Source organism: Lysobacter sp. Soil_N_23 (genome assembly GCF_057656135.1).
The window spans coordinates 56813-82289 of record NZ_JBDGKY010000008.1; the positions used below are offsets into that span (position 1 = coordinate 56813).

17 protein-coding genes are annotated in these 25477 nt (G+C 66.9%); 10 read left to right on the top strand and 7 right to left on the bottom strand.

The window, feature by feature from the left end; genetic code table 11:
* Positions 1-29 precede the first annotated feature (29 nt).
* Genes dapD through map form a run of 3 tightly spaced genes read right to left on the bottom strand, consistent with a single transcriptional unit; the run spans position 30 to position 4371 of the window.
* Positions 30-950 carry a 2,3,4,5-tetrahydropyridine-2,6-dicarboxylate N-succinyltransferase gene (dapD, locus tag AC3A3X_RS08160; protein WP_487582527.1) on the bottom strand — a complete coding sequence of 307 codons (921 nt, stop codon included), beginning with the start codon at positions 948-950 and terminating at the stop codon, positions 30-32.
* On the bottom strand, positions 950-3598 hold the full coding sequence (gene glnD, locus AC3A3X_RS08165) for a [protein-PII] uridylyltransferase (RefSeq protein WP_487582528.1): 2649 nt from the start codon (positions 3596-3598) through the stop codon (positions 950-952). The genes dapD and glnD overlap by 1 nt, the downstream gene beginning before the upstream one ends.
* Positions 3595-4371: a type I methionyl aminopeptidase gene (gene map / locus AC3A3X_RS08170; RefSeq protein ID WP_487582529.1), complete on the bottom strand. Its 777-nt coding sequence runs from the start codon at positions 4369-4371 to the stop codon at positions 3595-3597. The genes glnD and map overlap by 4 nt, the downstream gene beginning before the upstream one ends.
* 338 nt (positions 4372-4709) lie before the next feature.
* Here map and rpsB point away from each other — a divergent pair, with 338 nt between their 5' ends.
* On the top strand, positions 4710-5531 hold the full coding sequence (gene rpsB / locus AC3A3X_RS08175) for a 30S ribosomal protein S2 (protein ID WP_487582530.1): 822 nt from the start codon (positions 4710-4712) through the stop codon (positions 5529-5531).
* A 150-nt stretch (positions 5532-5681) separates the two neighbouring features.
* On the top strand, positions 5682-6560 hold the full coding sequence (gene tsf, locus AC3A3X_RS08180) for a translation elongation factor Ts (protein ID WP_487582531.1): 879 nt from the start codon (positions 5682-5684) through the stop codon (positions 6558-6560).
* 995 nt (positions 6561-7555) lie between these two features.
* Here the strand turns inward: tsf and AC3A3X_RS08185 are convergent.
* From AC3A3X_RS08185 to AC3A3X_RS08200, 4 genes are all read right to left on the bottom strand, one after another.
* Positions 7556-10393 carry a TonB-dependent receptor domain-containing protein gene (locus AC3A3X_RS08185; protein WP_487582532.1) on the bottom strand — a complete coding sequence of 946 codons (2838 nt, stop codon included), beginning with the start codon at positions 10391-10393 and terminating at the stop codon, positions 7556-7558.
* A 126-nt stretch (positions 10394-10519) separates the two neighbouring features.
* On the bottom strand, positions 10520-11515 hold the full coding sequence (locus tag AC3A3X_RS08190; RefSeq protein WP_487582533.1) for a FecR family protein: 996 nt from the start codon (positions 11513-11515) through the stop codon (positions 10520-10522).
* A complete protein-coding gene (locus AC3A3X_RS08195; RefSeq protein WP_487582534.1) occupies positions 11512-12324 on the bottom strand; it encodes an RNA polymerase sigma factor in 813 nt (270 codons plus the stop codon). Before AC3A3X_RS08195 ends, AC3A3X_RS08190 begins: the two co-directional genes overlap by 4 nt.
* A gap of 145 nt (positions 12325-12469) precedes the next feature.
* Entirely contained in the window at positions 12470-15523 is a 3054-nt protein-coding gene (locus tag AC3A3X_RS08200; RefSeq protein ID WP_487582535.1) for a TonB-dependent receptor, read from the bottom strand.
* Positions 15524-16121: 598 nt separating this feature from the next.
* On the opposite strand from AC3A3X_RS08200, the gene pyrH reads away from it, so the two are divergent.
* The 8 genes from pyrH to bamA all read left to right on the top strand — a co-directional run bounded on the left by pyrH (position 16122) and on the right by bamA (position 25455).
* The gene (gene pyrH / locus AC3A3X_RS08205) at positions 16122-16847 is read left to right on the top strand and encodes a UMP kinase (RefSeq protein WP_487582536.1); all 726 of its coding nucleotides are present in this window, start codon (positions 16122-16124) and stop codon (positions 16845-16847) included.
* Positions 16848-17020: 173 nt separating this feature from the next.
* Positions 17021-17941, top strand: a complete 921-nt coding sequence (locus AC3A3X_RS08210; RefSeq protein WP_487582537.1) for a cation diffusion facilitator family transporter — start codon at positions 17021-17023, stop codon at positions 17939-17941.
* Between the two features lie 160 nt (positions 17942-18101).
* Positions 18102-18659: a ribosome recycling factor gene (gene frr / locus AC3A3X_RS08215; RefSeq protein ID WP_487582538.1), complete on the top strand. Its 558-nt coding sequence runs from the start codon at positions 18102-18104 to the stop codon at positions 18657-18659.
* Positions 18660-18678: 19 nt separating this feature from the next.
* Positions 18679-19461, top strand: coding sequence for a polyprenyl diphosphate synthase (uppS, locus tag AC3A3X_RS08220; protein ID WP_487582539.1), 783 nt, complete (start codon positions 18679-18681; stop codon positions 19459-19461).
* The gene (locus tag AC3A3X_RS08225; protein ID WP_487582540.1) at positions 19458-20309 is read left to right on the top strand and encodes a phosphatidate cytidylyltransferase; all 852 of its coding nucleotides are present in this window, start codon (positions 19458-19460) and stop codon (positions 20307-20309) included. The genes uppS and AC3A3X_RS08225 overlap by 4 nt, the downstream gene beginning before the upstream one ends.
* A 2-nt stretch (positions 20310-20311) precedes the next feature.
* Positions 20312-21505: a 1-deoxy-D-xylulose-5-phosphate reductoisomerase gene (locus AC3A3X_RS08230; protein ID WP_487582541.1), complete on the top strand. Its 1194-nt coding sequence runs from the start codon at positions 20312-20314 to the stop codon at positions 21503-21505.
* Between the two features lie 33 nt (positions 21506-21538).
* A complete protein-coding gene (rseP, locus tag AC3A3X_RS08235; protein ID WP_487582542.1) occupies positions 21539-22903 on the top strand; it encodes an RIP metalloprotease RseP in 1365 nt (454 codons plus the stop codon).
* Between the two features lie 74 nt (positions 22904-22977).
* Positions 22978-25455: an outer membrane protein assembly factor BamA gene (gene bamA / locus AC3A3X_RS08240; protein ID WP_487582543.1), complete on the top strand. Its 2478-nt coding sequence runs from the start codon at positions 22978-22980 to the stop codon at positions 25453-25455.
* Positions 25456-25477: the final 22 nt, after the last annotated feature.

Consider the following 25477-nt stretch of genomic DNA (forward strand, 5'->3'; position numbering starts at 1 on the left):
TTCGCGGGAATGACGGGGAGTGTTGGGTCTTAGTCCGCCAATCCGCGCAGCAGTTCGTTGATGCTGGTCTTCGACAGCGTCTTGGCGTCGACCTGCTTGACGATCACCGCGCAATAGAGCGAATGCGATCCGTCCTTGGCCGGCAGCTGGCCGGAGACGACCACGCTGTACGGCGGCACGTAGCCATACGTGATCTCGCCAGTGGCGCGGTTGTACACGCGCGTACTCTGGCCGAGGAACACGCCCATGCCGATCACGCTGTGGTGGCCGACGACGAAACCTTCTACGACTTCCGAACGGGCGCCGATGAAACAGTGGTCCTCGATGATCGTAGGCGAGGCCTGCAGCGGCTCGAGCACGCCGCCGATGCCGGCACCGCCGGACAGATGGCAATGCTTGCCGACCTGCGCGCACGAACCCACCGTGGCCCAGGTGTCGACCATCGTGCCTTCACCGACATGCGCGCCGATGTTGACGAAGCTCGGCATCAGCACCACGTCCTTGCCGATATGGGAACCGCGGCGGGCGATCGCACCGGGCACGACGCGCGCGCCGAGCTTGCGGAAATCGGCCTCGCCGAAACCGTCGAAGCGCGCCGGCACCTTGTCCCAGTACGGCGCGGGATAGCCTTCGATCAGTTGCATGTCGTTGACGCGGAAGTACAGCAGCACCGCCTTCTTCAGCCACTCGTTGACCGTCCAGCCGCCCTTGCCGTCAGGTTCGGCGACGCGGAACTCGCCGCTCTCAAGGCCCGAGATCACCCGCTCGACAGTCGGTCGCGTCGAACCTTCCAGTTCGTCCGGAGTCAGCATCGCCCGGCGCTCGAAGGCGCTGTCGACCATGAACTTCAGTTCATCGACACCCGGACCCGTCGGCGCGACCTTCTTGCGAACGGCCTTGCGGCCGGTCTTGCCGGTGGTCTTGCGGGCAGGCTTCTTCTCGGAACTCATCAACGATCTCCTTCAAGGCAGGCCAGCAGCGCTTCGCGCAGGGCCTCCTGTTGCGTTTCATCGAGCGCGCCGTCGCGCCCGTCGGGTTGGGTACTGGTGAGCTGGAACACGTCCTCGGCGCGCTCGCCGAAGGTGGCGATGCGCGCATCGTGCACGCGCAGGCCCTGGCTGCGGATGGCCTGGGTGACGTCGGCCAGCAGTCCGGGCCGATCGGTGCAGACCAGGCTGAGCATGGTGCGGCCGTCATCGAGGGTATCGAAGCCGACCTGCGCGGCGATGCGGAAATGCCGCAGGTGGCGCGGCTGCGTGCGGCGGGTCGGCTTGATGCGGTCGAGCGGACCGTCGAGCACCGCGGCCAGGCGCTGCTCGACCTCGTCGATGCCCGGCGGGCAGCGCGGGTCGATCGGCACGACCTCGAAGCTGTCGAAGATCATCGCGTTGGGGCCATCGAGCACGCGCGCCTGCTGGATCGCCAGACCGAGACGATCGAGCGTGGCCACGATCGCGGCGAACAGGCCATCGCGGTCCCGGCAATGCACGAACACTTCCAGTGCACCGGCATGCTCGCCGACCGGACGCGCACGCACGCGCGTCTCGCCTGCGGCCACGCCGCGCAGCGATGCCGCCTGCCAGGCGATCTGGTCGGGGCGGCTGCGCTGGAAGCCGATCTCGGGCATGCGCGCATAGAGTTGATCGACATCCTCGTCGCCGAAGCCGAGCGTGGCCAGCATCGCGCGCGCGGCATCGCGGGTTTCGCTGGCGCGCTCGACGCCGGCGACCGGATGCTCGAGTCCACGCCGCAGCGCCAGGCGCGTGGCCGTGTAGAGGTCGGCCAGCAGCCGATCCTTCCATGCGTTCCACAGCTTGGGCGAGGTGCCGGCGATGTCGGCGCAGGTCAGCAGGTAGAGATGATCCAGATGCTCGCGATCGTTGACCTTGCCGGCAAAGCGATGGATCACCTCCGGGTCGGCGATGTCCTGCTTCTGCGCCGTCACCGACATCAGCAGGTGCTGGCGCACCAGCCATTCGACCAGCGCGGTGTCGGCACGCGAAAGTCCAATCGTGCTGCAGAAGATCCGCGCATCCCCGGCACCAAGTTCGGAATGATCGCCGCCGCGGCCCTTGGCGATGTCGTGGAACAGACCGGCCAGCAGCAACAGCTCCGGCTTGCGCAGGCGCGGCCAGACTTCATGGGCGATGCTGAAGCGTTCGTCGACGATGCCCGAGGCGAAGCGCGCCAGGTTGCGCAGCACCGCCAGCGTGTGCTGGTCGACGGTGAAGACATGGAACAGGTCGAACTGCATGCGCCCGGAGACTTTCGCGAACGCCGGGATCCAGCGCCCCAGCACGCCCAGTCGCGCCATGCGCTCGAGCGCGTGCACCGGGTGCGGCCCGCGCAGCAGCGCGATGAAGCGTTCCCGCAAGGCCGGCTCGGCCTGCTGGAACGCCGGCACCCGCGACAGCGACTCGGCCAGTGCGCGCGCAGTCTGCGAGTGCAGGCCGCGGACGGCATCGTGCCCGGCCCACACGGCGAACAGCGCGAAGACATCGTAGGCATCGCGCGGCCACTGCGGGTCGCGCGCGGCCAGGTAATCGCGGCGCAGTTCGAAGGCATGGTCGATGAGGACCGGTGCGGTCTCGCCTTCGATCTGCTCTTCGAAACGCTGCAACAGGCGTTCGCCGATGCGCAGCACCAGTGCGGCACTGCGGTAGAAGCCCTGCATCATCTGCTCGACGGCAAGCGTGTCGGCGTTGTCGACATGCCCCAACCGTTCCGCCAGCAGCTTCTGGTAATCGAACCGCAACCGCTCCTCGCGCTTGCCAGCGACCAGGTGCAGGCCGAAGCGAAGGCGCGACAGCGCACGGCGTTCCCGTTCGAGCGTGGCCAGCTCGTCGGCACCGAACTGGCCGATCGCGACCAGCGACTCCAGGTCGCCGGTGCCGACGATGCGCAGTGCCATCCAGCGCAGCGTCTGCACATCACGCAGCCCACCGGGGCCTTCTTTCAGGTTCGGCTCGAGGTTGTCGGCGGTGTCGTCGTAGCGGGCATGGCGCAGGCGCAGTTCCTCACGCTTGGCGCCGAAGAACTCGCGCGCCGGCCACACCTGGCTCGGCGCCGTCGCCACCTGCAAGGCATGCATGTCCTCGACGGTGGCGATCAGCGGGCGCGCTTCCAGCATCGCCGTGAGCACGGTGATGTCGGCGGCGGCCTGGGTGCATTGCGCCGCCGAACGCACGGCGTGGCCGACCGGCAGGCCGGCATCCCAGAGCAGTGCGACGAATGCGGCCAGCGCCTCGCCGTGGGCGAGCTGGGCGTCGGGTTCCGCCAGCACCAGCAGGTCGATGTCCGATTGCGGGAACAACTCGCCGCGCCCGTAGCCGCCGACCGCGAACAGTGCCAGCGGCGCGTCGGTCGGCAGGCAGCTGGCCCATGCGGCGCGCACCTGGGTGTCGACCGCGCCGGTCCGCGCCTGCAGCAGGCGGTCGATGTCGGCGTCGGGGTCGCTGTCGAAACGTTGTGCCAGGCCGGCACTGACCGCAGCCAGCGCACTGCGGATGGCGAGCGCCTGGTCACCCGGTTCCTGCGCCGCCGGTCGCGCCGCCGATCCCGCGGAGGTGGATCCGGCGTCGGCGACCGGAGCCGTCATAGGTCGTTGTCGTCCCCGGGCACGCGGGTCAGGATCTCGACCCCGTCGTCGGTGACCACCACCGTGTGCTCCCATTGCGCCGAGAGCTTGCGGTCCTTGGTGACCACGGTCCAGCCGTCGGGCAGCAGCTTGGTGTGGCGCGCGCCCTCGTTGATCATCGGCTCGATGGTGAAGGTCATGCCCGGCTTGAGCACCAGCCCTTCGCCGGCGCGGCCGTAGTGCAGCACCTGCGGGTCCTCGTGGTAGATCCGGCCGATACCATGGCCGCAGTACTCGCGCACCACGCTGAAACGTTCGGCTTCGGCGAACTGCTGGATCGCCGCGCCGATGTCGCCCAGGGTCGCGCCCGGACGAACCGTGCGGATACCGCGGAACATCGCCTCGCGGGTCACATCGACCAGGCGCCGGGCCATGACCGACGGCTCGCCGACCAGGTACATGCGGCTGGTGTCGCCGTGCCAGCCGTCCTTGATCACGGTGACATCGATATTGACGATGTCGCCGTCCTTGAGGACCTTGCCGGGGCTCGGGATGCCGTGGCAGATGACGTTGTTGACCGAGGTGCACACGGTCTTGGGGAATCCCTTGTAGCCGACATTGGCCGGGATCGCCTTCTGCACGTTGACGATATGATCGTGGCAGATGCGGTCCAGTTCCTCGGTGGTCACGCCCGCCTTCACGTGCGGGGCGACGACCTGCAGGACCTCGGCGGCCAGGCGGCCGGCGACGCGCATCTTCTCGATCTCTTCGGGGGTTTTGATGGTGATGGCCATGTCGCCATTATCGCCTATCTGCGGCCCGTTCAGGGTCCGACCGACCCCCAGCTTGCCCGTAACAGTGCGTTACGGCTATAATCCCGCGGCTTGGTCGGGCCTTCGTGCCTTCCCAACCGCCCACGCCGGGCGCAGCAACCGGGCCAGCAGGCCCCGAGCAGGCGAATACACACCCGCTGCAACCCTTCGTGCCGGGGTGCCTGCAGTCCTTCGGGACCGGCAGGTTCGGTCACGGAAGCAGCGGGGAGGCCCAACCCCGGAACCATTGCCCCCGGCCCTGCCGCGGGCAGCCGCCAACACCTATCCGGCGGCCGGTTCCACTGCCTTGGAGTTTTGCAATGCCCCAGATCACCATGCGCCAGATGCTCGAAGCAGGCGTCCACTTCGGCCACCAGACCCGTTACTGGAACCCGAAGATGGGCCCGTACATCTTCGGCGCCCGCGGCAAGATCCACATCATCAACCTCGAGAAGACCGTTCCGCTCTTCAATGACGCGATGAACTTCATCTCGGGCATCGCCCAGAAGCGCGGCATGATCCTGTTCCTCGGCACCAAGCGCAGCGCGCGCGAAGCCATCAAGGAAGAAGCCGAGCGTTGCAACATGCCGTACATGACCCAGCGCTGGCTGGGCGGCACGCTGACCAACTTCCGCACCGTCAAGCAGTCGGTGCAGCGCCTGAAGGAGCTGGAAGCGGCCGAGACCGATGGCACCTTCCAGAAGCTGGTCAAGCACGAAGTGCTGGGCCTGCGCCGTGAGCGCGACAAGCTGGAAGCCTCGCTGGGCGGCATCAAGGAAATGAACCGCCTGCCCGACGCGCTGTTCGTGATCGACATCGGCCACGAAGACATCGCGATCAAGGAAGCCAAGAAGCTCGGCATCCCGGTCATCGCCGTCGTCGACACCAACTACGACCCGGGCCTGGTCGACTACGCCATTCCGGGTAACGACGACGCCATCCGTGCCGTGCAGCTGTACGCCCGTGCCGCCGCCGACGCCGTGCTGGAAGGCAAGGCCGCTGCGCCGACGCCGGCAGGCGTGCGCGAGGAAGACTTCGCCGAAGCCGCCGAAGGCGAAGAGAACGGCGCCGAGCGCAAGGCCCCGCGCGGCCGCGCCCCGGCCAAGAAGGCACCGGCCAAGAAGGCCGACGCCGCCGAGTAAGACCCGCGTCATGCGGCCGCGCGATCATGCGCGGCCGCATCGCTCTGGTCGTGCTGCATTTGATCAGCGGACGCGCCACGCACGGGCCAGCCACGGCTTGCGCGACTCTTGGCGCCATCCGCACATCCAACGAATTCCGAGGTAATCCCCATGGCTGAAATCACCGCTTCCCTCGTCAAGGAACTGCGCGAGCGCACCGGCGCCGGCATGATGGAGTGCAAGAAGGCACTCGTCGAGAACAACGGCGACATCGACGCTGCCGCCGAGTGGCTGCGCAAGTCGGGTCTGGCCAAGGCCGACAAGAAGGCCGACCGCGTCGCTGCCGAAGGCCGCATCGCGGTCGCCCAGGACGGCGGCAAGGCCGTGCTGGTCGAGATCAACTCCGAGACCGACTTCGTCGCCAAGGATGACAACTTCCTGGGCTTCACCGAAGCCGTCGCCAAGGCCGCCCTGGCCTCCGGCGCCGCCGACGCCGAAGCGCTGAAGTCGGCCAAGGTCGACGGCCAGACCGTCGAGGAAACCCGCGCCGCCGTCATCTCCAAGGTCGGCGAGAACGTGCAGGTCCGTCGCCTCGCCCGCGTCGACAGCGCCAACAACGTGGCCGCGTACGTCCACGGCGGCCGCATCGGCGTGCTGGTCGAGGTCAAGGGTGGCGACATGGAACTGGCCCGTGGCATCGCCATGCACGTTGCCGCGATGAACCCGCCGCACATCAAGGCCTCCGACGTCCCGGCCGAGTTCGTGGCCAAGGAAAAGGAAATCGAGCTGGCCAAGATGTCCGAGAAGGACAAGGCCAAGCCGGCCGAGATCCTCGAGAAGATCATCAGCGGCAAGATCGCCAAGATCGTCAACGAGGTCACGCTGTACGGCCAGCCGTACGTGCTCAACACCGACCAGACCGTCGAGCAGGTGCTCAAGGCCGCCGGCGCCGACGTCGTCACCATGCAACGCCTGGCGGTTGGCGAAGGCATCGAGAAGGTCGTCGAGGACTACGCTGCCGAAGTGATGAAGCAGGCCGGCCTGGCGTAAGCCACCGGCGCTTCCGGCGCACGCAACAAACAGCAAGGCCGCGAGCAATCGCGGCCTTGCTGCTTTGGGACGATGCCTGGCTCAGCCAGCTTTCCTTCCGAGGCCGGCGATCAATCGGGAACAGGAGCTGCCGGTGCGCGAGTTTCATGCGCCCACGCGCGATCTTACCGTCAGAAACGGTACACAGGATTCGTGGCGTCGAGGACCGATAAAGAGTCTGGAGAAGCCGATCCGTCGACTTCCCCAGACATGCCGGACGCAGGGGGGAAGCCCCCGGCACTGACCGGCGTGGGTCCGTGGTAACCCACCCGGCTACGCACCCTCCTGGCGCGCAAACTACGCAGTTCGTTCTACCTTTTGGTGCGACAAAGCTCGCCGACGCGACATGCGCGATCCGCGCACACGAATGCCTGCCGAGAATCAGACAGCTGATGCTGTGTCGCAGCCCCAATCACACAAAATTCGCGGACGCCTCATCTGACCATTACGATCGCGGAACGTATATGAGAATCGTCTCAAAGCACGCACGAAATGCGCACGAGTGTGGCGATCAATGAATGCGCAGTTGGCACGAAGAATGTGCAGCGCACTCGTGATCGAAGATGAGGGAAGAGAGATGCGCGGACGAAACTGGCGCCATCCTTGGCGCCCCATGCTTCATCCGGAAGACTGCAGGTACGACCTTCGCGATCCGCGGGGGAAGGCGCGCGGAGCCTGGCCGCATCAATTGAGTTGCGCCATCCATGGCGCGTGATGCTTCATCCGGAAGCCTTTACCACCAGTACAGCCCGCGGGGCAGCGCGAACGTTGTCGATGCGACGAATAGGTGCGCCATCCATGGCGCGTGAGCCTTCCTTTCGGAAGGTCATGGCCAGTAACGCAGGCGACGCCCTACCCCCCTACCCCGTCTGACGGTTTTTTTCGCCAGCAAGTCTGGTTCGCATCGAGGCAGCCGGGCAGCGGACCATGGACGCACCGCGTCCCCTCCCGGAACCCTAGAACCGGTACCCCGCGCTCAGCAGGTAAAAGCGACCGCGCGGGTCGTCGTAGGCGATGTCGTAGCCGAGCTTGTCGGGGTCGTAGTTGACCGGTTGGTGGTCGGCCAGGTTGTTGATGTTGAGCGAGAACCGCCAGCCGGCAAGGCCGACATAGGCCAGGTAGAGGTCGGCCGCGGTCCAGGCGGGCGTGCGGCATTTGCGCACGCTTGCATTGCGCTGCGGGCATGGCTCGCCCGGTGCGGCAACGTCCGACGGCCCGAGCTCGTGGAGGTTCAGCGCAGCGATCCAGTCGCCCACCGTCCACTCCGCGCCGGCCAGCACCGAGCGCTTGGGCGTGCCGTGACCGGCGTAGTCGAGCTCCGGGCTGGCGGCATTGGCCTGGCGCCGAAGGTGATCGAGGTAGCTCGCTGCCAGGCGCAGGACGAAGCTGCCGTGCGCGACGGTGGCGATGCGATATTCGGACTGGAACTCCCAGCCGTCCACTTCGGTGCGCCCGACGTTGGTGAAATAGTCATTGATCGCATACAACCCGCCCTGCTCGTCACGCACCAGGGCATCGGGGAAGGCCGACGGATTGCCCAGCGCGTTCGTGCTGAGGATTTCGTTGCGGCGCAGGATGCGGAAGCGGTCGAGGCTGACGTCGAAGTCGGTCGTCGGCGCCCACACCATGCCGAGGATGTAGCTGCGCGAGGTTTCCGGCTGCAGGTCCGGATTCTCCATCCCGCCGAGCGACACCAGGCAATAGGTAACGCCGTCGTCGTCCTGGATCGACAACTGGCAGGGCGCCAGGGCGTCGGTCATCTCCACGACGTCGACCGAATCGGAGGCGGTCGGGCGGCGCAACTCGAACAACGTCGGAGCGCGATAGCCGGACGCGGCCGTGCCGCGCAGCGTCAGCGACGACGACAGCTTCCACTTCAGGCCGAGCATCGGCGAGGACTTGCTGTCATAGCCCTGGCGATGGTCGATCCGCCATGCCAGGTCGGCATTGAGCCAGGTCGTCACCGGCATGCTCAGTTCGGCGTAGACGGCCGAGCTGTAGCGATGCTCGTCGATGTCGATCTTCTGCGCGCCAAGGGCGATGTCGCCGGCGATCATCAGCGGATCGGGACGATTGTCCAGCGCATCGCGATTCCATTCCATGCCGACCGCAGCCTGGGTTTCCCCGCCCGGCAACGAGAACCAGGGCCCGTTGGCGCTGAAGGCGAGCTGGTCGAACTGCGCATCGCCCTCCACCTGCACCCGCGGCGACAGTTCGGCCAGCAGCGCCGGCGGGTTGCCGGCGCCGTTGAAGCGGTAGGTCACCTCATCGACCGCACGCTGCAGGACGCTGCTGCTCACCAGTCCGTCGATCGAGTTGTCGACGTCATTGCGGTGGTGGGCGAGATCCAGCCGCCACTGCCACTCGCCGCGATAGCCGTCCAGGCCCAGGGTGAGGTCACCGCTGCGCGCGGTGCTGCGGCTGCGCACCAGGCCGATGTCGAAGAAGGCGTAATTGAGAACGGTGGCGTTTCCCTGGAACCAGTCGTCGGGGTGACCAAAAGGCAGGAAGACGGCGGCATGGAACGGCGCTCCCTGCAGCCGCTGCTGGACCTGGCTCAAGCGTAACGAAGCGCTGAGCTCGACGCTGTCGCTCAGCGGCTGCCGGATCTGTCCAAAGACCGCGGTGCTCTCCAGTTCCGGTTGCAGCGTGACGTAACGGGGTTTGTCGAGATAGCACTCGCCGGCGTCATCGCGGATCCGGTCCGGACAGGCCCATTGCTCAATGCCTTCATCGCTGAAGTAGGCCAGCGGGACGCGCTGGTCGCGCAGGCCCAGGCGGCGCAGGTCGGCGCTGCGCCAGGCCCGGTCCTGGCCGAGCAGTGCGTCGCGATGCAGGTAATCGGCGCTGATCGACCAGTTGCCGCCATCATCGGCGACCTGGCCATAGTTGAAGGAGAACCGTCGCTGCTCGGCATCGCCACGCTCGGACAATCCATAGCGGGCCACCGCTTCGCCGCCCACCTGGCCCTTGCGCAGGATGATGTTGACCACGCCGGCCATCGCGTCGGCGCCGTAGATGGCCGAGGCGCCGCCACGGATGATCTCGATGCGCTCGACCATGCTCAACGGAATGCCGTTGAGATCGGTCAATCCGCCCAGATCGGCCGACGCCAACCCGTAGTTGGCCATGCGTCGGCCGTCGAGCAGGAACAAGGTTGCGCGCGGTCCCAGCCCGTACAGGCTGGTCGTGGCCGCGGCGGAGAATGGCTGCTGCGACTGGAAACCGCCGTCGGTGGCGACGTCGACCGGATGGTGGCTGACCATGCCGGGCTGGTAGCTCAGCAACTCGAACAGTGTCTGGTAGCCGCTGGCCTCGATCTGGGCGCGGGTGATGCGGGTCAGCGGCACCGCTGTGACCACTTCGAGGCTCGAGCGCGGAATGTGCGTGCCGGTGACCTGCACCGTATCCAGCTCGGTGGGGGCATCGCCCCGCGCCGGCTGCGCCCCGGGCGCAATGCTCGTCGACGCGCTCTCCTCCTCGATCAGGAAGGTATTGGCATTGACCTGCACCGCGCGCAGGCCGGTGCCCTGCAACAGCAGGTCCAGCGCCCGGTGCGGGGGCATGCGTGCCTGCAGGCCGGGGGCCTTGCGCCCTTCGACCAGTCCGGGGGCATAGAGGATCTGGGTGCGGCTCTGCGTCGCCAGCGCCTGCAGCGCGCGGTCGAGCTTGCCGGCCGGGACAACCACGCGGACCGCTGCGGCGCCCTCTTCGGCCGCGGAACAGACAGCCGCCAGGCAGCCCCATGACAGTGCGCCGACGATGGCAAGGGTGAAACGGTACGACCTGGCCATTCGTCCGGTGAACGGGCTGCCCTGTGGCGCACATTACGGGAGCCCGACTGGGGTGGCAATCCGCTGCCCGCGGCGCTTGCGCCGCGCCTGCGCGATGGCGCAAGCAGCGGTTCCGGCGCCCGGCGACTACTGAGTCGAACGGGAGAGGACGATCTCTTCAGCGCCCTCGCGCTGCGCCCGCAGCGACCACCCTCGTTCCAGCGCGGCCGCCAGCGCCTCCTGGTCTCCGGCGTGGAACACGCCGCTGACCTGCAACGAGCCCAGTGCCGGGTCGTCGAGTCGGAGCTGCACCTGCGAATAGCGGTTCATCTCGACCAGCAGCTCGTCGAGCCGTCGCTGGCGGAACACCAGGTCGCCCTGCGGCCAGGCATGCGCCGCAGCCAGATCGAGCGGTTGCCTGGCTCCGATGGCGCCGTTGCCATCGATGTTGATCTGCTCGCCAGGTGCCAGTTCGCTGCGGCGAACGCCGGCGCCGGATCCGACCGATACGTCGACGCGCCCCTCGAGCAGCCCGACGTTGACCTGCCCATCGATCCGGCTGACCTGGAACGTCGTGCCGATGTCGCGCACGGTACCGGGGCCGGCTTTGACCAGGAACGGTCGGTCCGGGTCGGCCGCTACCACGAACTGGGCGCGACCGCGCTCCAGCTCGACCAGTCGCTGGCGGCCGTCGAAACGGGTCGAGATTTCCGAGCCCGTGTCCAGGCGCAGCACGGTGCCGTCGAACAAGGTGATCTCGCGCTGCTCGCCCTGGGCCGTCATGAACTGCTGGACGACCGCCTTCTCTGCCGGGCGCGGCCACAAGGTGGCGGTGGCCACCGCGACGACCAGGACGGCGGCGGCGGCCGTTGGTAGCCACGACCGCCGGTTGCCCTGCGCTGCCACGGGTTTGCGCCGGGCCGCGTGGGCGGCAGCGCGCAACAGATCGTCCGAGCCCAGGCCCGCGGCCAGGGCATGCATGCGCTCGGCCTCGAGGTAGGCGGCGATGTTGTCGGGCGACTGCGCCAGCCAGTCCTCGAAAGCGGCACGCTCCTGCGGCTCGCACTCGGGCGACATCAGCCGCGCCAGCCAGGCTTCGGCCTGGCTTACACCGGTGTCATGGTCGAACATCCCTGTACTCATGATTTGTCCTCGCGGCGGCTACCGCTTTGCTTCAGCTTCAGCCGCAACAATCCCAGTGCCTTGCCAATGTGCTTCTCCACGGCCTTCACCGAAATTCCGCAGTGGCTTGCGATCTGGCTGTAGCTCATGCCTTCGATCCGGTTGAGCAGGTAGACCTGGCGGCAGCGCTCGGGCATTTGCAGGATCGTTGTACGCACCAGCGCCAACTCCTGCTCAAGGGCGATGCGCTGGTCGTGGCTGGGCTCCGGGGAAACCAGGCCGAGGAAATCCTGGTCGAGGCTGACATGCGCCGATACCTGCCGCGTCGAGTCGCGGCGGCCGCGGTCGTTGAGCACGTTCAGGGCGATGCGGTACATCAGCGGGCGCAACTGGTCCGCCGGCTGGGCGCGGTAGCGCATCAGGCGGACCATCGCCTCCTGGGCGATGTCCTTGGCGTCCTCTTCGCCGGCGCGTCGCGCCAGAAAGGCGATCAACTGCACCTGGTGTTCGCGCAGGAACTGATCGAAGCCGTCGCCGTCCGCGGCCGGCGCAGCGGTGACGTGATCTTCCTCTCGCGGCGGGGACGGCAGCATCGCCTCGGCCATTGCGTCGTTCACCCCGCCACGCGGCATGCGCCACCGCAACGGCAGCGGTTCCGGTTCGAAGCGAAGGTGGGGCGAACGCTCGTGCGCATGACAGGGATGGCTGGCTCCGGTACGGACGGGTCGACCGCGAACGCGCAATTTGTAGCATGCGCCCGGCCTGACCGACACGGCCGCCCGCGACGCGGTGCTGCCCGTCCCTGGTGCGGCTGGCGTCGACAGTGGCATTCCCATGCCCTCCACAACGCAGCGGCCGCGGCGATACCCCACCCGGCCCGGCTGCGATCGTTCAGTTCCCGACACTGATCACGGATTGCCCAGACGCAACGGCCGCCCCGAGGGGCGGCCGTTCCAAAACACATCAGCGCTGGGATCAGAAGCGGTACTGCACCATGAAGCGAACCGAACGCGGGGCCTGCCATGCAGTCGGGTAGCCGTAGATGTTGGCGTACTGCGTGCCGTCCGCAGCGGTGCCGCCCTGCTGCGGCGTGCCGCCTGCATCCTCGCCGTACTCGTACACGGCCACCGGCTCCTGCTCGTTGGTGACGTTGAACACGTCGACCTTGAAGGTCAGCTCGCCGTTGGCGATCGCCGGGGAGTAGGCAACGTTGAGGTCGAGCGTGCGGGTCCACGGCGTACGGCCGGCGGTACCGCGCGGGACCAGCTGGCTGCCGTTGCCATCGCCCTTGTCACACCAGAAGTAGCCGTTGGCGTAACCGCTGTCGCCTGCGCCGTTGTAGCCGAAGCAGTTGATCGGCCGACCAGACTGGACCAGCAGGTTGGCGCCGGCGCTCCACTGGTCGTTGAACTCGTAGTTGCCAAACAGCTTGAACGAGTGGCGACGGTCGTTGGGAAGGTAACCGTCGGCACCGACCATCAACTCGGGGTAGTCGAAGTCCTGGGTGGTGCCGGTATCGGCCTGGCCGATGTCCGACTTCACGCCGCCTTCGGTGTTGCCCTTGTTCTTCGACCAGGTATATGAACCCTGCAGGAAGAACTTGTCGGTCAGCTGGCCTTCGGCGAACAGTTCGACCGCCTTGTAGGTGCGCTTGGCCTTCGGGCCCAGCACGTCGGCGGGGATGGTGATGTGCTCGAAGGTGCCGTCACCGTCGACGTCCATCGTGAACTCACCGTCGCTGCCCGGGTTGTACAGGCGGCAGTACGGGAAGCCCGGATTGACGTCGTTGATCTCGTAGCCGTTCTGCTCGGCCCAGTCGAACACCGGACGGTAGTCGCAGGTGTCGTCGATCGCACGCTTGAGGTCACGATAGATCGCACGCGCGCCGGCCGAGAAGCCTTCGCTGACCTGGGTCTGAAAACCGAGGATGTACTCGTCCTGGTACATCGGCTCCAGGTTGGACGAGGCGATGGTCTTGGCATCCTTGCCCAGGCCGAACTCGTTGTTGAGATAGCGGATCGGCTCGCCGTTGGCCGGATTGAGGACCTGCACCAGGCCGGTGGGGGCGCCCGTCACCGGATCGACACCGGTGTACGAGAAGTACTCCTCGCTGTAGAGCGAAGCGCTGGCGCCGCGGATGGCGACGTTGGCGGTCAGCGGCAGCGCATAGCGACCTGCATTACCGAAGATCTTCAGCGACGAGTCGCCATTGACGTCCCACGAGAAGCCCAGGCGCGGCGCGAACTGGTTGTCGATCTTGACATAGGTGTCGCCGACGCCGTTCTTGTTGTCGAACGTATCCCAGCGCAGGCCGAGGTAGGCGTTGAACGTATCGGTGATGCTCCAGTTGTCCTCGATGTAATAGGCGCGCTGGTCGACCTTCACGGTCGCGCCGGACTGGAACACTCGGCGACGCACGACGCTCTCGGTGGGCGTGCCGCCGATGGGCGTGTAACGGCCATAGCGCCACTGCTCACCGCCGGCGTAGGAGGTGCCATCGACGGTCTCGAAGTTGTCGATGTCGACACCACCGCGCAGCAGGTGGTCGCCCAGCTGCCATTCGGCATCGATTCGGAACTGGTCGCGGGTGTCCTTGGCATCAGTGCGACCGAGGCTGTCGACGAACCAGCAGCCGGTGATCTCCTGGTTGACACCGTTGACCACCGACGGACGCGCATCCACCACCCACGGACAGCCGGCGACGGGGCCGCCGACGTTGCCGGTGTATTCCTGGCTGATGCCACCTGCCGAGACACCGTAGTTGAAGCGGCGGAATTCGCCATGACCGGCGAGCGCCGACAGGGTGAAGGTGTCAGTGAGATAGCCGGTGTACTTGAGCGAGTAGCTGGTACCGCCGTTCTCGAAGTTGTCGGTGCCGGCGTAGCTGCCGCGGCTCGGAGTCCAGTCCGGGGCAGCGTCGGTTCCGAAGACGGTGTGGTAGTACTTCGACTCGGTCTTGCGCTTGTCCGAGAACGCCGTCAGCGCGAGCAGGTGGTTGTCGCTGATGTTCCAGTCGAGCTTGACCAGCCACATCGGCGACTTGGTCTCGTCGGTGTAGTTGCGATCGCCAACGATGCCGTCGAACGTGCCCGGGTAGACATCGCGGTCGTCCATGCCGTACTGCAGCAGGCCGTAGGCGAACAGTTTGTCCTTGACCAGGGCGCCGCTGGCCCACACCGATGTGGTGGTGTTGGAGCCCTTGTCCTTGGAGTTGATCTCGACCAGATCGCCGCTGGGGTAGTACAGGTTCGGGTCGGTCTCGGTCAGCGATTCCGGTTCCCAGAAGATGTTGCCGCCGGCCTCGAATTCGTTGGTACCGCGCTTGGTGATGACGTTGATGACACCGCCGGTGGAGCGACCGAACTCGGCGCCATAGCCGCCGGTCTTGATCTGCTGCTCGGCGATGGCCTCGAACGGAATGTTGGCGAAGTTCAGGCCCTTGAACGAATTGGTGACGTTGAAGCCGTTGACGTAGTAGCCGTTCTCGGCGACCGATGCGCCGCCGAACGACGGCAGGTTGCCGAACGCGGCATCGCCCTTCACGGTACCCGGCGCCAGCAGCGCAACGCTGGTCAGGTCGCGCGGAACCGGGATCTTTGCGATCTGCGCGGCGGTGAGGATGGTGGTGGACTCGACCGACGACACGTCGATCGGATTGACCATCGCCGCGCCGGTCACACGGATCGATTCGAGCGTGGTCGCCTCGCCCGTCGGCGCCGCAGCGAAGTTGACCGAGGTGCCCGTACCTACGTTGACGGTGACGTTCTCGCGAGTGGTGCTGGTGCCGTCTGTGCGCTGCAGGGTCACCCTGTAGTTGCCGGTCGGCAGTGCCGATGCCCGGTACTGGCCGTCGCTGCCCACCGTGATGGTGCGCTTGAAGCCGGTGGCCGGATTCTCCACCAGCACCGTGTCGCCGGCGGCTGCCTGGCCGAAGACGGCACCGGCGGTGTTGGACTGCGCCTGGACGTTCGATGCGAAGCACAGGCCAAGCGCCACCGTCAGCGCGCTGCGTCGCAGCGCACGATTCATTGTTGTTCTCGACACTTCTTCCTCTCCCAAAGTCAGTGATTGCCCTTCTCCCGAGGGCGACCCGACTATGACTTTCGTCATGAGCGGCATTCAACGTGTCAAGTGCCGTTTCGTGAACATTTCAATACAACCGATGGATTGCGAAAACACCGCGAGCCGATTTGGCAAAATAGCGACCCTTGCGTGGGGCGATCAACGCGTGATTGATGGGTGATTTCCGCAAATGTCCTGTTCTTGGTTCTTCCCTTCTTTGCGTGAAGCTTGCGTTGCCTGTCGTCCCGAACGCAGTGGGTGACCTGCTGTTGCTGGGCTTGTGTCTGCGGAGGGGCGTCGTCCGCCGGGCCGGCATTTCGTTGCACGGTCTTCGGCGGCCCTCACCCCAACCCCTCTCCCGTAAACGGGAGAGGGGCTCTCACTGAAAACCGTCATCCCCGCGAAGGTGGGGACCCAGTGACGTTGCTCTCGTGACCGTCATTCCCTCCAGGCGCCCAGTTCGCCCTCACCCCAACCCCTCGCCGGCCCCCCGCCGCCCCCTCACCGAGGGTCGGCCCGCCGATCCCGTACAATTCCGCTGTTTGCCCATCCCAACGAGGTCGTCATGTCCCAGCTCGCCTATCGCCGTGTCCTGCTCAAACTTTCCGGCGAGGCGCTGATGGGGGACGAGGACTACGGCATCGACCCGAAGATGATCAGCCGGCTGGCCCGCGAGGTGATCGAGGCCCAGCAGGCCGGGGCCGAGGTGGCGCTGGTCATCGGCGGCGGCAACATCTTCCGCGGCGCCGGCCTGGCCGCCGGCGGCATGGACCGGGTCACCGGCGACCAGATGGGCATGCTCGCCACCGTCATCAACGCCCTGGCCATGCAGGACGCACTGGAGAAGCTCGGCGCCAAGTGCCGGGTGATGAGCGCGATCAAGATCAACGACGTGTGCGAGGACTACATCCGCCGCCGCGCCATCCGCCACATGGAAAAGGGCCGCCTGGCGATCTTCGCCGCCGGTACCGGCAACCCGTTCTTCACCACCGACTCCGGCGCCGCCCTGCGCGCGATCGAGATCGGCGCCGACCTGCTGCTGAAGGCGACCAAGGTCGACGGTGTCTACGACAAGGATCCGAAGAAGCACGCCGACGCGGTCCGCTACGACAAGCTCAGCTACGACGAAGTGATCGCCCGCAACCTGCAGGTGATGGACACGGCCGCCTTCGCCCTGTGCCGCGACAGCGACCTGCCGCTGCGCATCTTCGACATGGGCCAGCCGGGCACGCTGCTGAAGATCCTGCACGGCGAGCACATCGGCACGCTGGTGCAGGGCAGGAAGGGCTGAAGTTGCTCCCTTCTCCCGCTTGCGGGAGAAGGTGCCCGCAGAGCGGATGAGGGCGCTTTGGCCTTGCTGGCGCGAATGCCCTCACCCCAACCCCTCTCCCGCCTTGCGGGAGAGGGGCTTGAACACTGCGGCTGTAATAGAGTCCGGCCTTCCCGCCATGCCACCATGCCGGCATGGGCCATGGACATCATCACCACGCTGCCAACGCGACGCGCGCATTCGCCGCCGTCACGCTGATCAATCTTGCCTACACGGTGCTCGAGGCCGGATACGGCTTTGCGACCAATTCGCTGGCGCTGCTGTCCGATGCGCTGCACAACCTCGGTGACGTGCTCGGCCTGGGCTTGGCCTGGGGCGCGGCGGTGCTGGCCAAGCGCGCGCCGACCGACCGCCACACCTATGGCTGGCGCCGTGCCACCCTGCTCTCGCCGCTGGCCAATGCCTTGTTGCTGGTGGCGTTCTCCGGCGCGCTGGCGTGGGAAGCGGTGCGGCGATTCAACGCCCCACCGGAAATCCCGGCCTTGCCAGTGATGCTGGTCGCCGCACTCGGCATCGCGGTCAACCTCGGTGCGGCCTGGCTGGTGCGCGACGGCCACGACCAAGACCTCAACCGCCGTGGCGCCTTCCTGCACCTGATCGCCGACGCCGCGGTGTCGCTGGCCGCGGTGCTGGCCGGCGCCGGCATGTGGTGGCTGGGCTGGGCCTGGCTCGACCCGGCGATCGCGGTGCTGATCGGCGCGGTCGTGGCGATCGGCGCCTTCGGCCTGCTGCGCGATGCCTTCAATGCCGCCATGGATGCGGTGCCGGCGAGCATCGATCGCGGCAAGGTGCAGGACTTCCTGGCCACGCGGCCCGGGGTCCAGGCCGTCCACCACCTGCACATCTGGTCCCTGGGCGCGGGCGAGATCGCCATGACCGCGCATCTGGTCCGCCCCGACCAGGGCGACCACGACGAGTTCATCGACCAGCTGAACCGCGAGCTCGACGAACGCTACGGCATCAACCACCCGACCCTGCAGGTCGAGCTGGGCCGGGCCTGCGAGCACGATCGCCACGATCGGGCGCCGCACGGCCACGGGCACGACCATTCGTAGGGGATGTAGGAGCGAGCTTGCTCGCGAACCTCCATTCCGACGTCGGCCCCTGGATGGCTACCGCGCCTGACCGAGGGCTCGCGAGCAAGCTCGCTCCTACGCCTACCCCGCCCCGGCCCGCTATAATCCCGCGATTACCGCTAATGGAACGGAGCCGGCGATGCTCAACGAGATCAAGAAAGATGCCCAGAACCGCATGGCCAAGAGCGTCGAAGCATTTCGCCACACCCTGATCAAGATCCGCACCGGCCGCGCCTCGACCGCGCTGGTGGACCACCTGAAGGTCAACTACTACGGGTCCGACATGCCGCTGTCGCAGGTCGCCTCCGTCCAGGTCTCCGACGCGCGCTCGCTGATCATCACGCCGTGGGAAAAGCAGATGGTCGGCCCCGTCGAGAAGGCGATCCTCGCCTCCGACCTGGGCCTGACCCCGAACACCGCCGGCACCGTGATCCGCCTCAACCTGCCCGCCCTCACCGAGGAGCGCCGCAAGGAACTGTCCAAGCTCGTCCACTCCGAGAGCGAGGACGCCAAGGTCGCCATCCGCAACATCCGCCGCGATGCCAACCACCAAGTCAAGGAACTGCTGAAGGAAAAGCAGATCACCGAAGACGACGTCGGCCGCTCCGAGATCGAGATCCAGAAGGTCACCGACGCCGCCATCAAGGACGTCGATGAGGTGGTCAAGGCCAAAGAGCAAGAACTTATGGCGGTTTGACGGGTCTACCCGTCCCGCCATGTCTTCCGAACCTGCCATCGCCGCCGCGCGTGTCCCGCGCCACCTTGCCGTCATCATGGACGGCAACGGTCGCTGGGCCGAGCGCCGCCGCCGCCCGCGCGTCATCGGCCATCGCGCCGGCGCGCGCGCGGTCAATGTCTGCATCGACTTCTGCCTGGAACAGGGCATCGAGGCGCTGACCCTGTTCGCCTTCTCCAGCGAGAACTGGGGGCGGCCGGAAGAGGAAGTCGGCGCGCTGATGAAGCTGTTCCTGGGCGCACTGGAACGCGAGGTCGACGAACTCGACCGGCGCGGCGTGCGGGTGCGCTTCATCGGCGAGCGCGAACGCTTCGCCGAAGCCATCGGCAAGCAGATGGCCGCCGCCGAGGACCGGACCCGCGCCAACACCCGCCTGCACCTGACCATTGCCGCCAGTTATGGCGGTCGCTGGGACATTGCCCAGGCGGCCCGCTCGCTGGCGCAGGATGTCGCTGCCGGCCGGCTCTCGGCAGAAGACATCGACGAATACGCCCTGGGCGCCCGCACCTGCCTGGCCGAGCTGCCGCCCCCGGACCTGTTCATCCGCACCGGTGGCGAAACCCGCATCAGCAATTTCCTGCTGTGGCAGCTGGCCTATACCGAACTGTGGTTCACCGACCTGTTGTGGCCCGAATTGGATGCGGCGACACTTCAGCGCGCCATGGACGACTACGCCGGCCGCCAGCGCCGCTTCGGCCTGACCGGCGCCCAGGTCGCGCCCGCGCCGGACCGGCTGCCCGCCACCAAAGAGACTTCCGAATGACCCGAACCCGCCTGCTCGCCGCCCTGGTGATGGCGCCGCTCGCGATTGCCGCGATCCTGCTGCTGCCGACACCGTGGATGGTGGCCCTGGCCGCGGTGCTGTTCCTGGCCGGCCTGTGGGAATGGTTCGACCTGGCGCAGATCGAAGACACGCTGGCCCGCACCGTGCTGCTGGTGGCCAACCTGGCGGTGATGGTGGCGCTGGTGTGGGCCTCGCGTTCGAGCGCCGGCTACACGATGGCGTTGTTCCAGCTGGCGAGCATGATCGGCGTGATCTGGTGGCTGCTGGCGCTGCTGTGGCTGGGCCGTTACGAGTTCGCCAGGGACCATGACAGCAACGCGCGCGTGTTCAAGCTCGCCGCCGGTGCGTTGAGCATGATTCCCGCCTGGTGCGCCCTGGCCTGGATCCACTCGAGCCAGCCCAACGGCCATCGCTGGCTGCTGACCGCGCTGGCGATCGTCTGGGCGGCCGACACCGGCGCCTATTTCGCCGGACGCACCTTTGGCGGGCGCCTGTTCGGTGGCCGCAAGCTGGCGCCGCGGATCAGCCCCAACAAGACCATCGAAGGCCTGCTCGGCGGCGTGGTGTGCGGCGTGATCGTCGGCATCGTCTTCGCCCTGTTCGCCGGCGCGACGCCGGCGCAGCTGCCGGCCGTGGCCGTGGTCGCGCTGCTGGCGGTGCTGTTCTCGGTGGTCGGCGACCTGTTCGAGAGCCTGCTCAAGCGCCATGTCGGGGTGAAGGATTCGGGCAACCTGATCCCGGGCCACGGCGGCATCCTCGACCGCGTCGACGGCGTGCTGGCCGCGCTGCCCGTGTTTGCACTCGGCAAGGCCGTGCTGGGCTTCTGAGCATGTCGGTCAGTACCCGCAATGTCGCCGTCCTGGGGGCCACCGGTTCCATCGGCACGTCCGCGCTGGACGTGATCGCGCGCCATCCGCAGCGCCTGCGCGCCAGCGTGCTGGCAGCCGGCAGCAACGTGGCGGCGCTGATCGAACTGTGCCGGCAGCATCGTCCCGACCACGCCGTGGTCGCGGACAGCCGCGGCCTGCAGGCACTGGCCGATGGCCTGCGTGATGCTGGTCTGGCGACGCAACCGCACTGTGGCGACGACGCGCTCGACGCGCTCGTGTCCGCCGATGCCTGCGACACCGTGGTCGCGGCGATCGTCGGTGCGGCCGGCCTGCCCTCGACCCTGGCTGCGGCCAGGGCCGGCAAGCGCATCCTGCTCGCCAACAAGGAATCGCTCGTGCTCGCCGGTGAACTGCTGATGCAGGCAGCACAGGCGGGCGGCGCGACCATCGTGCCGGTCGACAGCGAACACAATGCGATCTTCCAGTGCCTTCCCGATGCGCATGCGCACCGGGGCCTGCGACGGATCCTGCTGACGGCATCGGGCGGACCGTTCCGCGGTCGCGCACGCGCCGACCTGACCCAGGTCACGCCGGAGCAGGCCGTCGCCCATCCCAAGTGGTCGATGGGGCCGAAGATCTCGGTCGATTCGGCCACGCTGATGAACAAGGGGTTGGAAGTCATCGAGGCGCACCATCTGTTCGGCGTCGACGGCGACCGGATCCAGGTGCTGGTGCACCCGCAGAGCCTGGTGCACTCGCTGGTGGAGTTCATCGACGGGTCCACCATTGCCCAGCTGGGCCTGCCGGACATGCGCACGGCGCTGGCGGTCGGCTTCGGCTGGCCGGAGCGGATGGAGTCTGGCGTCGGCGGGCTCGATCTGCTGGCCCATGGCCGCCTGGATTTCGAACCGCCGGACCTGCAGGCCTTCCCCTGCCTGCGCCTGGCGTTCGAGGCCTTGGCCGCGGGCGGCACCGCCCCGGCGGTGCTCAACGCAGCCAACGAAGTAGCTGTTTCAGCATTTCTTCAGCGCCGGATCGGTTTCCTAGCGATACCGGCGCTGGTCGAGGACACCCTCGCCGCGCTCCCCTCCACCCCGGCGATGTCGCTGGCGGCGCTGCGCGAGGCCGATGCCCAGGCACGGCATCATGCCAGTCAGGCCGTCGCTGCAGGCGCCGCGGGTGCCCGCGCATGACCCACAACCACATTCTCCTGAGCCCAGACATACATGAGTGAGTTCATCGGCTCGATCTGGTGGTTGCTCGTCAGCCTCGGCGTGCTCGTCACGTTTCACGAGTTCGGGCACTACTGGGTCGCGCGCCGCTGCGGCGTCAAGGTGCTGCGCTTCTCGATCGGCTTCGGCAAGGCGCTGTGGTCGCGCCGTGGCAAGGACGGCACCGAGTATGTGGTCGCGGCCATCCCGCTCGGCGGCTACGTCAAGATGCTCGACGAGCGCGAAGGCGACGTCGAGGCCGGCGAACTCGACCAGGCGTTCAATCGCCAGTCGGTGTTCAAGCGCATCGCGATCGTGATTGCCGGCCCGGTCGCCAATCTGCTGCTCTGCGTCGGCCTGTTCTGGGCGATGTTCGTGATCGGCCGCCCGGACTACGCTCCCGTGGTCGGCGAGGCCCAGGGCCTGGCTGCGAGCGCGGGACTGCGCAGCGGCGACACGCTGCTGGCCATCGGCGACCGCGACACGCCGACCTGGAGCGAAGCGCAACTGGCGCTGATTCCCGCCGCGCTCGACCACAGCGACATCGCGTTGCGCGTGCGCACCGCCAGCGGCGGCGAGGTCACCCGCAAGCTGCAGCTGTCACGCCTGCCGGCATCGTTCGACGAGCGCCGCGCGGTCGAGGCGATCGGCCTGACCCCGCGTCACGGCCTGGTGCCGGCCGTGGTCGGGCGCGTCGTGCCGGACCAGCCGGCCTTCGGCGTGCTCAACGAAGGCGATCGAATCACTGCAATTGATGGTGATCCGGTCAACTCCTGGGACGACATTGGCCCATTGGTGCAAAAGCTCGGCGCGCGCGGCGGCATCGCGATGGTCGAGGTGGAGCGCAAGGGCGAACGCCATGCCCTCGAGATCCAGCCGGCGCGGATGAAGCATCCGCAAACCGGCCAGGACTACTGGGGGCTGGGCCTGCAGTCGGCCCGCGCGCAGGAACCGGCCAAGGACGCACTGCTGCGCTACGGTCCGATCGATGCCATCCCGGCCGCGGTCCGCGAAAGCGTGCACCAGGCCAACGAGCTGTTCGCCATGATCGGCCGCGCCTTCACCGGCCGGGTGTCCGTACAGAATACCGTCGCCGGGCCGATCACCATCGCCCGCGCGGCCAACGCCTACGCCCACCATGGCGCCGCCTGGTACCTGTCGATGCTGGCGATGCTCTCGCTCAGCCTGGGCATCCTGAACCTGCTGCCGATACCGATCTTGGACGGCGGTCACCTGCTGTATTACCTTATCGAGCTGGTCAAGGGCAGTCCGGTCAGCGAACGCGCCATGGCGGCCGGACAGTACGTCGGCCTGGCATTGATCGCCGGGCTGATGGGCCTGGCGTTCTTCAACGACATCGTGAACAACCTGGTGCACTGATGCCGGCGACGCTCCCTGCCTTCTCGACCCGACGCCCGGCTCCGGGCCTCCAAGACCCTCTTCCGGACGTACTAATGACGCGAACCCCTAACCGCCGCCTGCTTGCCCTCGCCCTCGTCGCGGCGCTGAATTCCACAGCCCCGCCCGCGCTGGCGCAGTCGGTGGATCCGTTCGCACTGTCGGGCGCACCGGATGCAACCGGCGCGCAGATCGCGCCGATCGGCTCGTTCACCGTCAGCGACATCCGCATCGACGGCCTGCAGCGCATCTCCGCCGGTACGGTCTTCACCTACCTGCCGGTCGAGCGTGGCGACACGATGGACGCCTCGCAGGCCGGCGACGCGATCCGCGCGCTGTACAAGACCGGCTTCTTCGAGGACGTCAATGTCGGCCGCCAGGGCACCATCCTGGTCATCACCGTCACCGAGCGCCCGGCCATCAACAAGCTGACGCTGACCGGCAACAAGGACATCAAGTCCGAGGACCTGCTCAAGGGCCTGAAGGAAGCCGGCCTGTCGGAAGGCGATACATTCGATCGTCTCGCCCTGGACCGAGTCACCCAGGAATTGACCCGCCAGTACAACAACCGCGGCAAGTACAACGTCGAGATCAACCCGACCGTCTCGCGCCTGGACCGCAACCGCGTCGACGTCACCATCACCGTCAAGGAAGGCAAGGCGGCCAAGATCCGCCACGTCAACCTGATCGGCAACGAGAAGTTCGAGGACAAGGCCATCCTCGAGCAGTGGGAATCGCGCGAGCACAACTGGCTCAGCTGGTACAAGCGCGACGACCAGTATTCGCGCGAGAAGCTGTCGGGCGACCTGGAGAAGCTCAACTCCTGGTACCTCGACCGCGGTTACGTCGACTTCGCCGTCGACTCCACCCAGGTCTCCATCAGCCCCGACCGCCAGGACATGTTCCTGACCGCCGGCGTCACCGAGGGCGAGCAGTACAAGGTGTCCAGCGTCGAGGTCACCGGCGACACGATCCTGCCCAAGGAGCAGATCGAGCGCCTGGTACTGGTCAAGCCGGAGCAGATCTTCTCCCGCCGCCTGCTCGAGATCAGCTCCGACTCGATCATCGCCACGCTCAGCAACGTCGGCTACGCTTTCGCCCAGGTCAATCCGATCCCGGACGTCCATCGCGAAGACAAGACCGTCGGCATCAACATGCAGGTCGTGCCGGGCCCGCGCGTCAACGTGCGCCGCATCGCCTTCAAGGGCAACAGCCGCACCAGCGACGAAGTGATCCGCCGCGAGATGCGCCAGTTCGAAGGCTCCTGGTACTCGCAGGCGGCGATCGACCGTTCCAAGATCCGCCTGCAGCAGCTGGGCTATTTCGAGACCGTCGACGTCGAGACCGTGCCGGTCGCCGGCAGCAACGACGAAGTCGACGTGGTCTACAACCTCAAGGAAACCACGTCGGGCAGCTTCGTGTTCGGCCTGGGCTTCTCGCAGCTGTCGGGCCTGACCGCGCAGGTGCAGCTGTCGCAGACCAACTTCCTCGGCAGCGGCAACCAGGTGTCGGTGCAGGCGCAGCGCAACGACTACATGCAGCGCTACGACTTCTCGTTCCGCAATCCGTACTTCACCGACAACGGCCTGTCGCTGGGCTACAACCTGTGGTGGCGCGAACTCGATTACTCCGACTTCAACACCGCCCAGTACTCCACCAACTCCGGCGCCGCGCAGGCGGTCTTCGGCCTGCCGATCACCGAGACCGACACCGTCACGGCGATGCTGGGCGTGGACACCAACGAAATCCTGATCTTCCCCGGCTCGACTCCGCCGAGCATCGTCGACTACATCAACGCGCTCGATCGCAGCACGTTCCACGCCTGGCGCGCGGAACTGGGCTGGGGCCGCAACTCGCTCGACAGCTTCCTGACCCCGACCCGCGGCATGCAGCAGCGCGTCTGGCTGGAAGCGACCCTGCCCGGCTCGACCGTCGAGTACTACAAGCTCAACTACAACATCTCCAAGTTCTGGCCGCTCAACCGTCACCTGGTGCTCAACACCCGCGCCGAACTGGGCTACGGCGACAGCTACGGCGACGCCACCTCGCGCGACCTGTGCGCAACGCCTGGCAACTACGTCTGCCCGCCGGGCAGCGCGGACTACATCCGCACCATCACCGCCGATGGCCTGCCGTTCTTCGAGAACTTCTACGCCGGTGGCGTGCGCTCGGTGCGCGGCTTCACCGACAACACGCTGGGCCCGCGCGAGTTCAACCAGCCGCTCGGTGGCGCGTTCAAGACCGTCGGCTCGCTGGAAATGTACTTCCCGACCCTGCTCGATACGCCGGCGGCGCGCGTTTCGGCGTTCGTCGACTTCGGTAACGTCTACAAGGACTACGACAGTTTTGACGCCGGTGAGCTGCGCGCTTCGACCGGTGTCGCACTGATGTGGCGCTCGCCGATGGGTCCGATCTCGATCAGCTACGCGTACCCGCTCAAGAAGCAGGACGACGTCAGGAATGCAAACGGCACCGTGATCGAGCAGGGGGACGAACTGGAGCGCCTGCAGTTCACCTTCGGCGGCACGTTCTAACCAGCCGGCAACGGGTTCGAGC

Excerpts from the sequence above, each read along its gene's own strand:
- dapD (WP_487582527.1), bottom strand. The coding sequence starts at position 950 with ATGAGTTCCGAGAAGAAGCCTGCCCGCAAGACCACCGGCAAGACCGGC.
- glnD (WP_487582528.1), bottom strand. The coding sequence starts at position 3,598 with ATGACGGCTCCGGTCGCCGACGCCGGATCCACCTCCGCGGGATCGGCG.
- map (WP_487582529.1), bottom strand. The coding sequence starts at position 4,371 with ATGGCCATCACCATCAAAACCCCCGAAGAGATCGAGAAGATGCGCGTC.
- rpsB (WP_487582530.1), top strand. The coding sequence starts at position 4,710 with ATGCCCCAGATCACCATGCGCCAGATGCTCGAAGCAGGCGTCCACTTC.
- tsf (WP_487582531.1), top strand. The coding sequence starts at position 5,682 with ATGGCTGAAATCACCGCTTCCCTCGTCAAGGAACTGCGCGAGCGCACC.
- AC3A3X_RS08185 (WP_487582532.1), bottom strand. The coding sequence starts at position 10,393 with ATGGCCAGGTCGTACCGTTTCACCCTTGCCATCGTCGGCGCACTGTCA.
- AC3A3X_RS08190 (WP_487582533.1), bottom strand. The coding sequence starts at position 11,515 with ATGAGTACAGGGATGTTCGACCATGACACCGGTGTAAGCCAGGCCGAA.
- AC3A3X_RS08195 (WP_487582534.1), bottom strand. The coding sequence starts at position 12,324 with ATGCCACTGTCGACGCCAGCCGCACCAGGGACGGGCAGCACCGCGTCG.
- AC3A3X_RS08200 (WP_487582535.1), bottom strand. The coding sequence starts at position 15,523 with ATGAATCGTGCGCTGCGACGCAGCGCGCTGACGGTGGCGCTTGGCCTG.
- pyrH (WP_487582536.1), top strand. The coding sequence starts at position 16,122 with ATGTCCCAGCTCGCCTATCGCCGTGTCCTGCTCAAACTTTCCGGCGAG.
- AC3A3X_RS08210 (WP_487582537.1), top strand. The coding sequence starts at position 17,021 with ATGGGCCATGGACATCATCACCACGCTGCCAACGCGACGCGCGCATTC.
- frr (WP_487582538.1), top strand. The coding sequence starts at position 18,102 with ATGCTCAACGAGATCAAGAAAGATGCCCAGAACCGCATGGCCAAGAGC.
- uppS (WP_487582539.1), top strand. The coding sequence starts at position 18,679 with ATGTCTTCCGAACCTGCCATCGCCGCCGCGCGTGTCCCGCGCCACCTT.
- AC3A3X_RS08225 (WP_487582540.1), top strand. The coding sequence starts at position 19,458 with ATGACCCGAACCCGCCTGCTCGCCGCCCTGGTGATGGCGCCGCTCGCG.
- AC3A3X_RS08230 (WP_487582541.1), top strand. The coding sequence starts at position 20,312 with ATGTCGGTCAGTACCCGCAATGTCGCCGTCCTGGGGGCCACCGGTTCC.
- rseP (WP_487582542.1), top strand. The coding sequence starts at position 21,539 with ATGAGTGAGTTCATCGGCTCGATCTGGTGGTTGCTCGTCAGCCTCGGC.
- bamA (WP_487582543.1), top strand. The coding sequence starts at position 22,978 with ATGACGCGAACCCCTAACCGCCGCCTGCTTGCCCTCGCCCTCGTCGCG.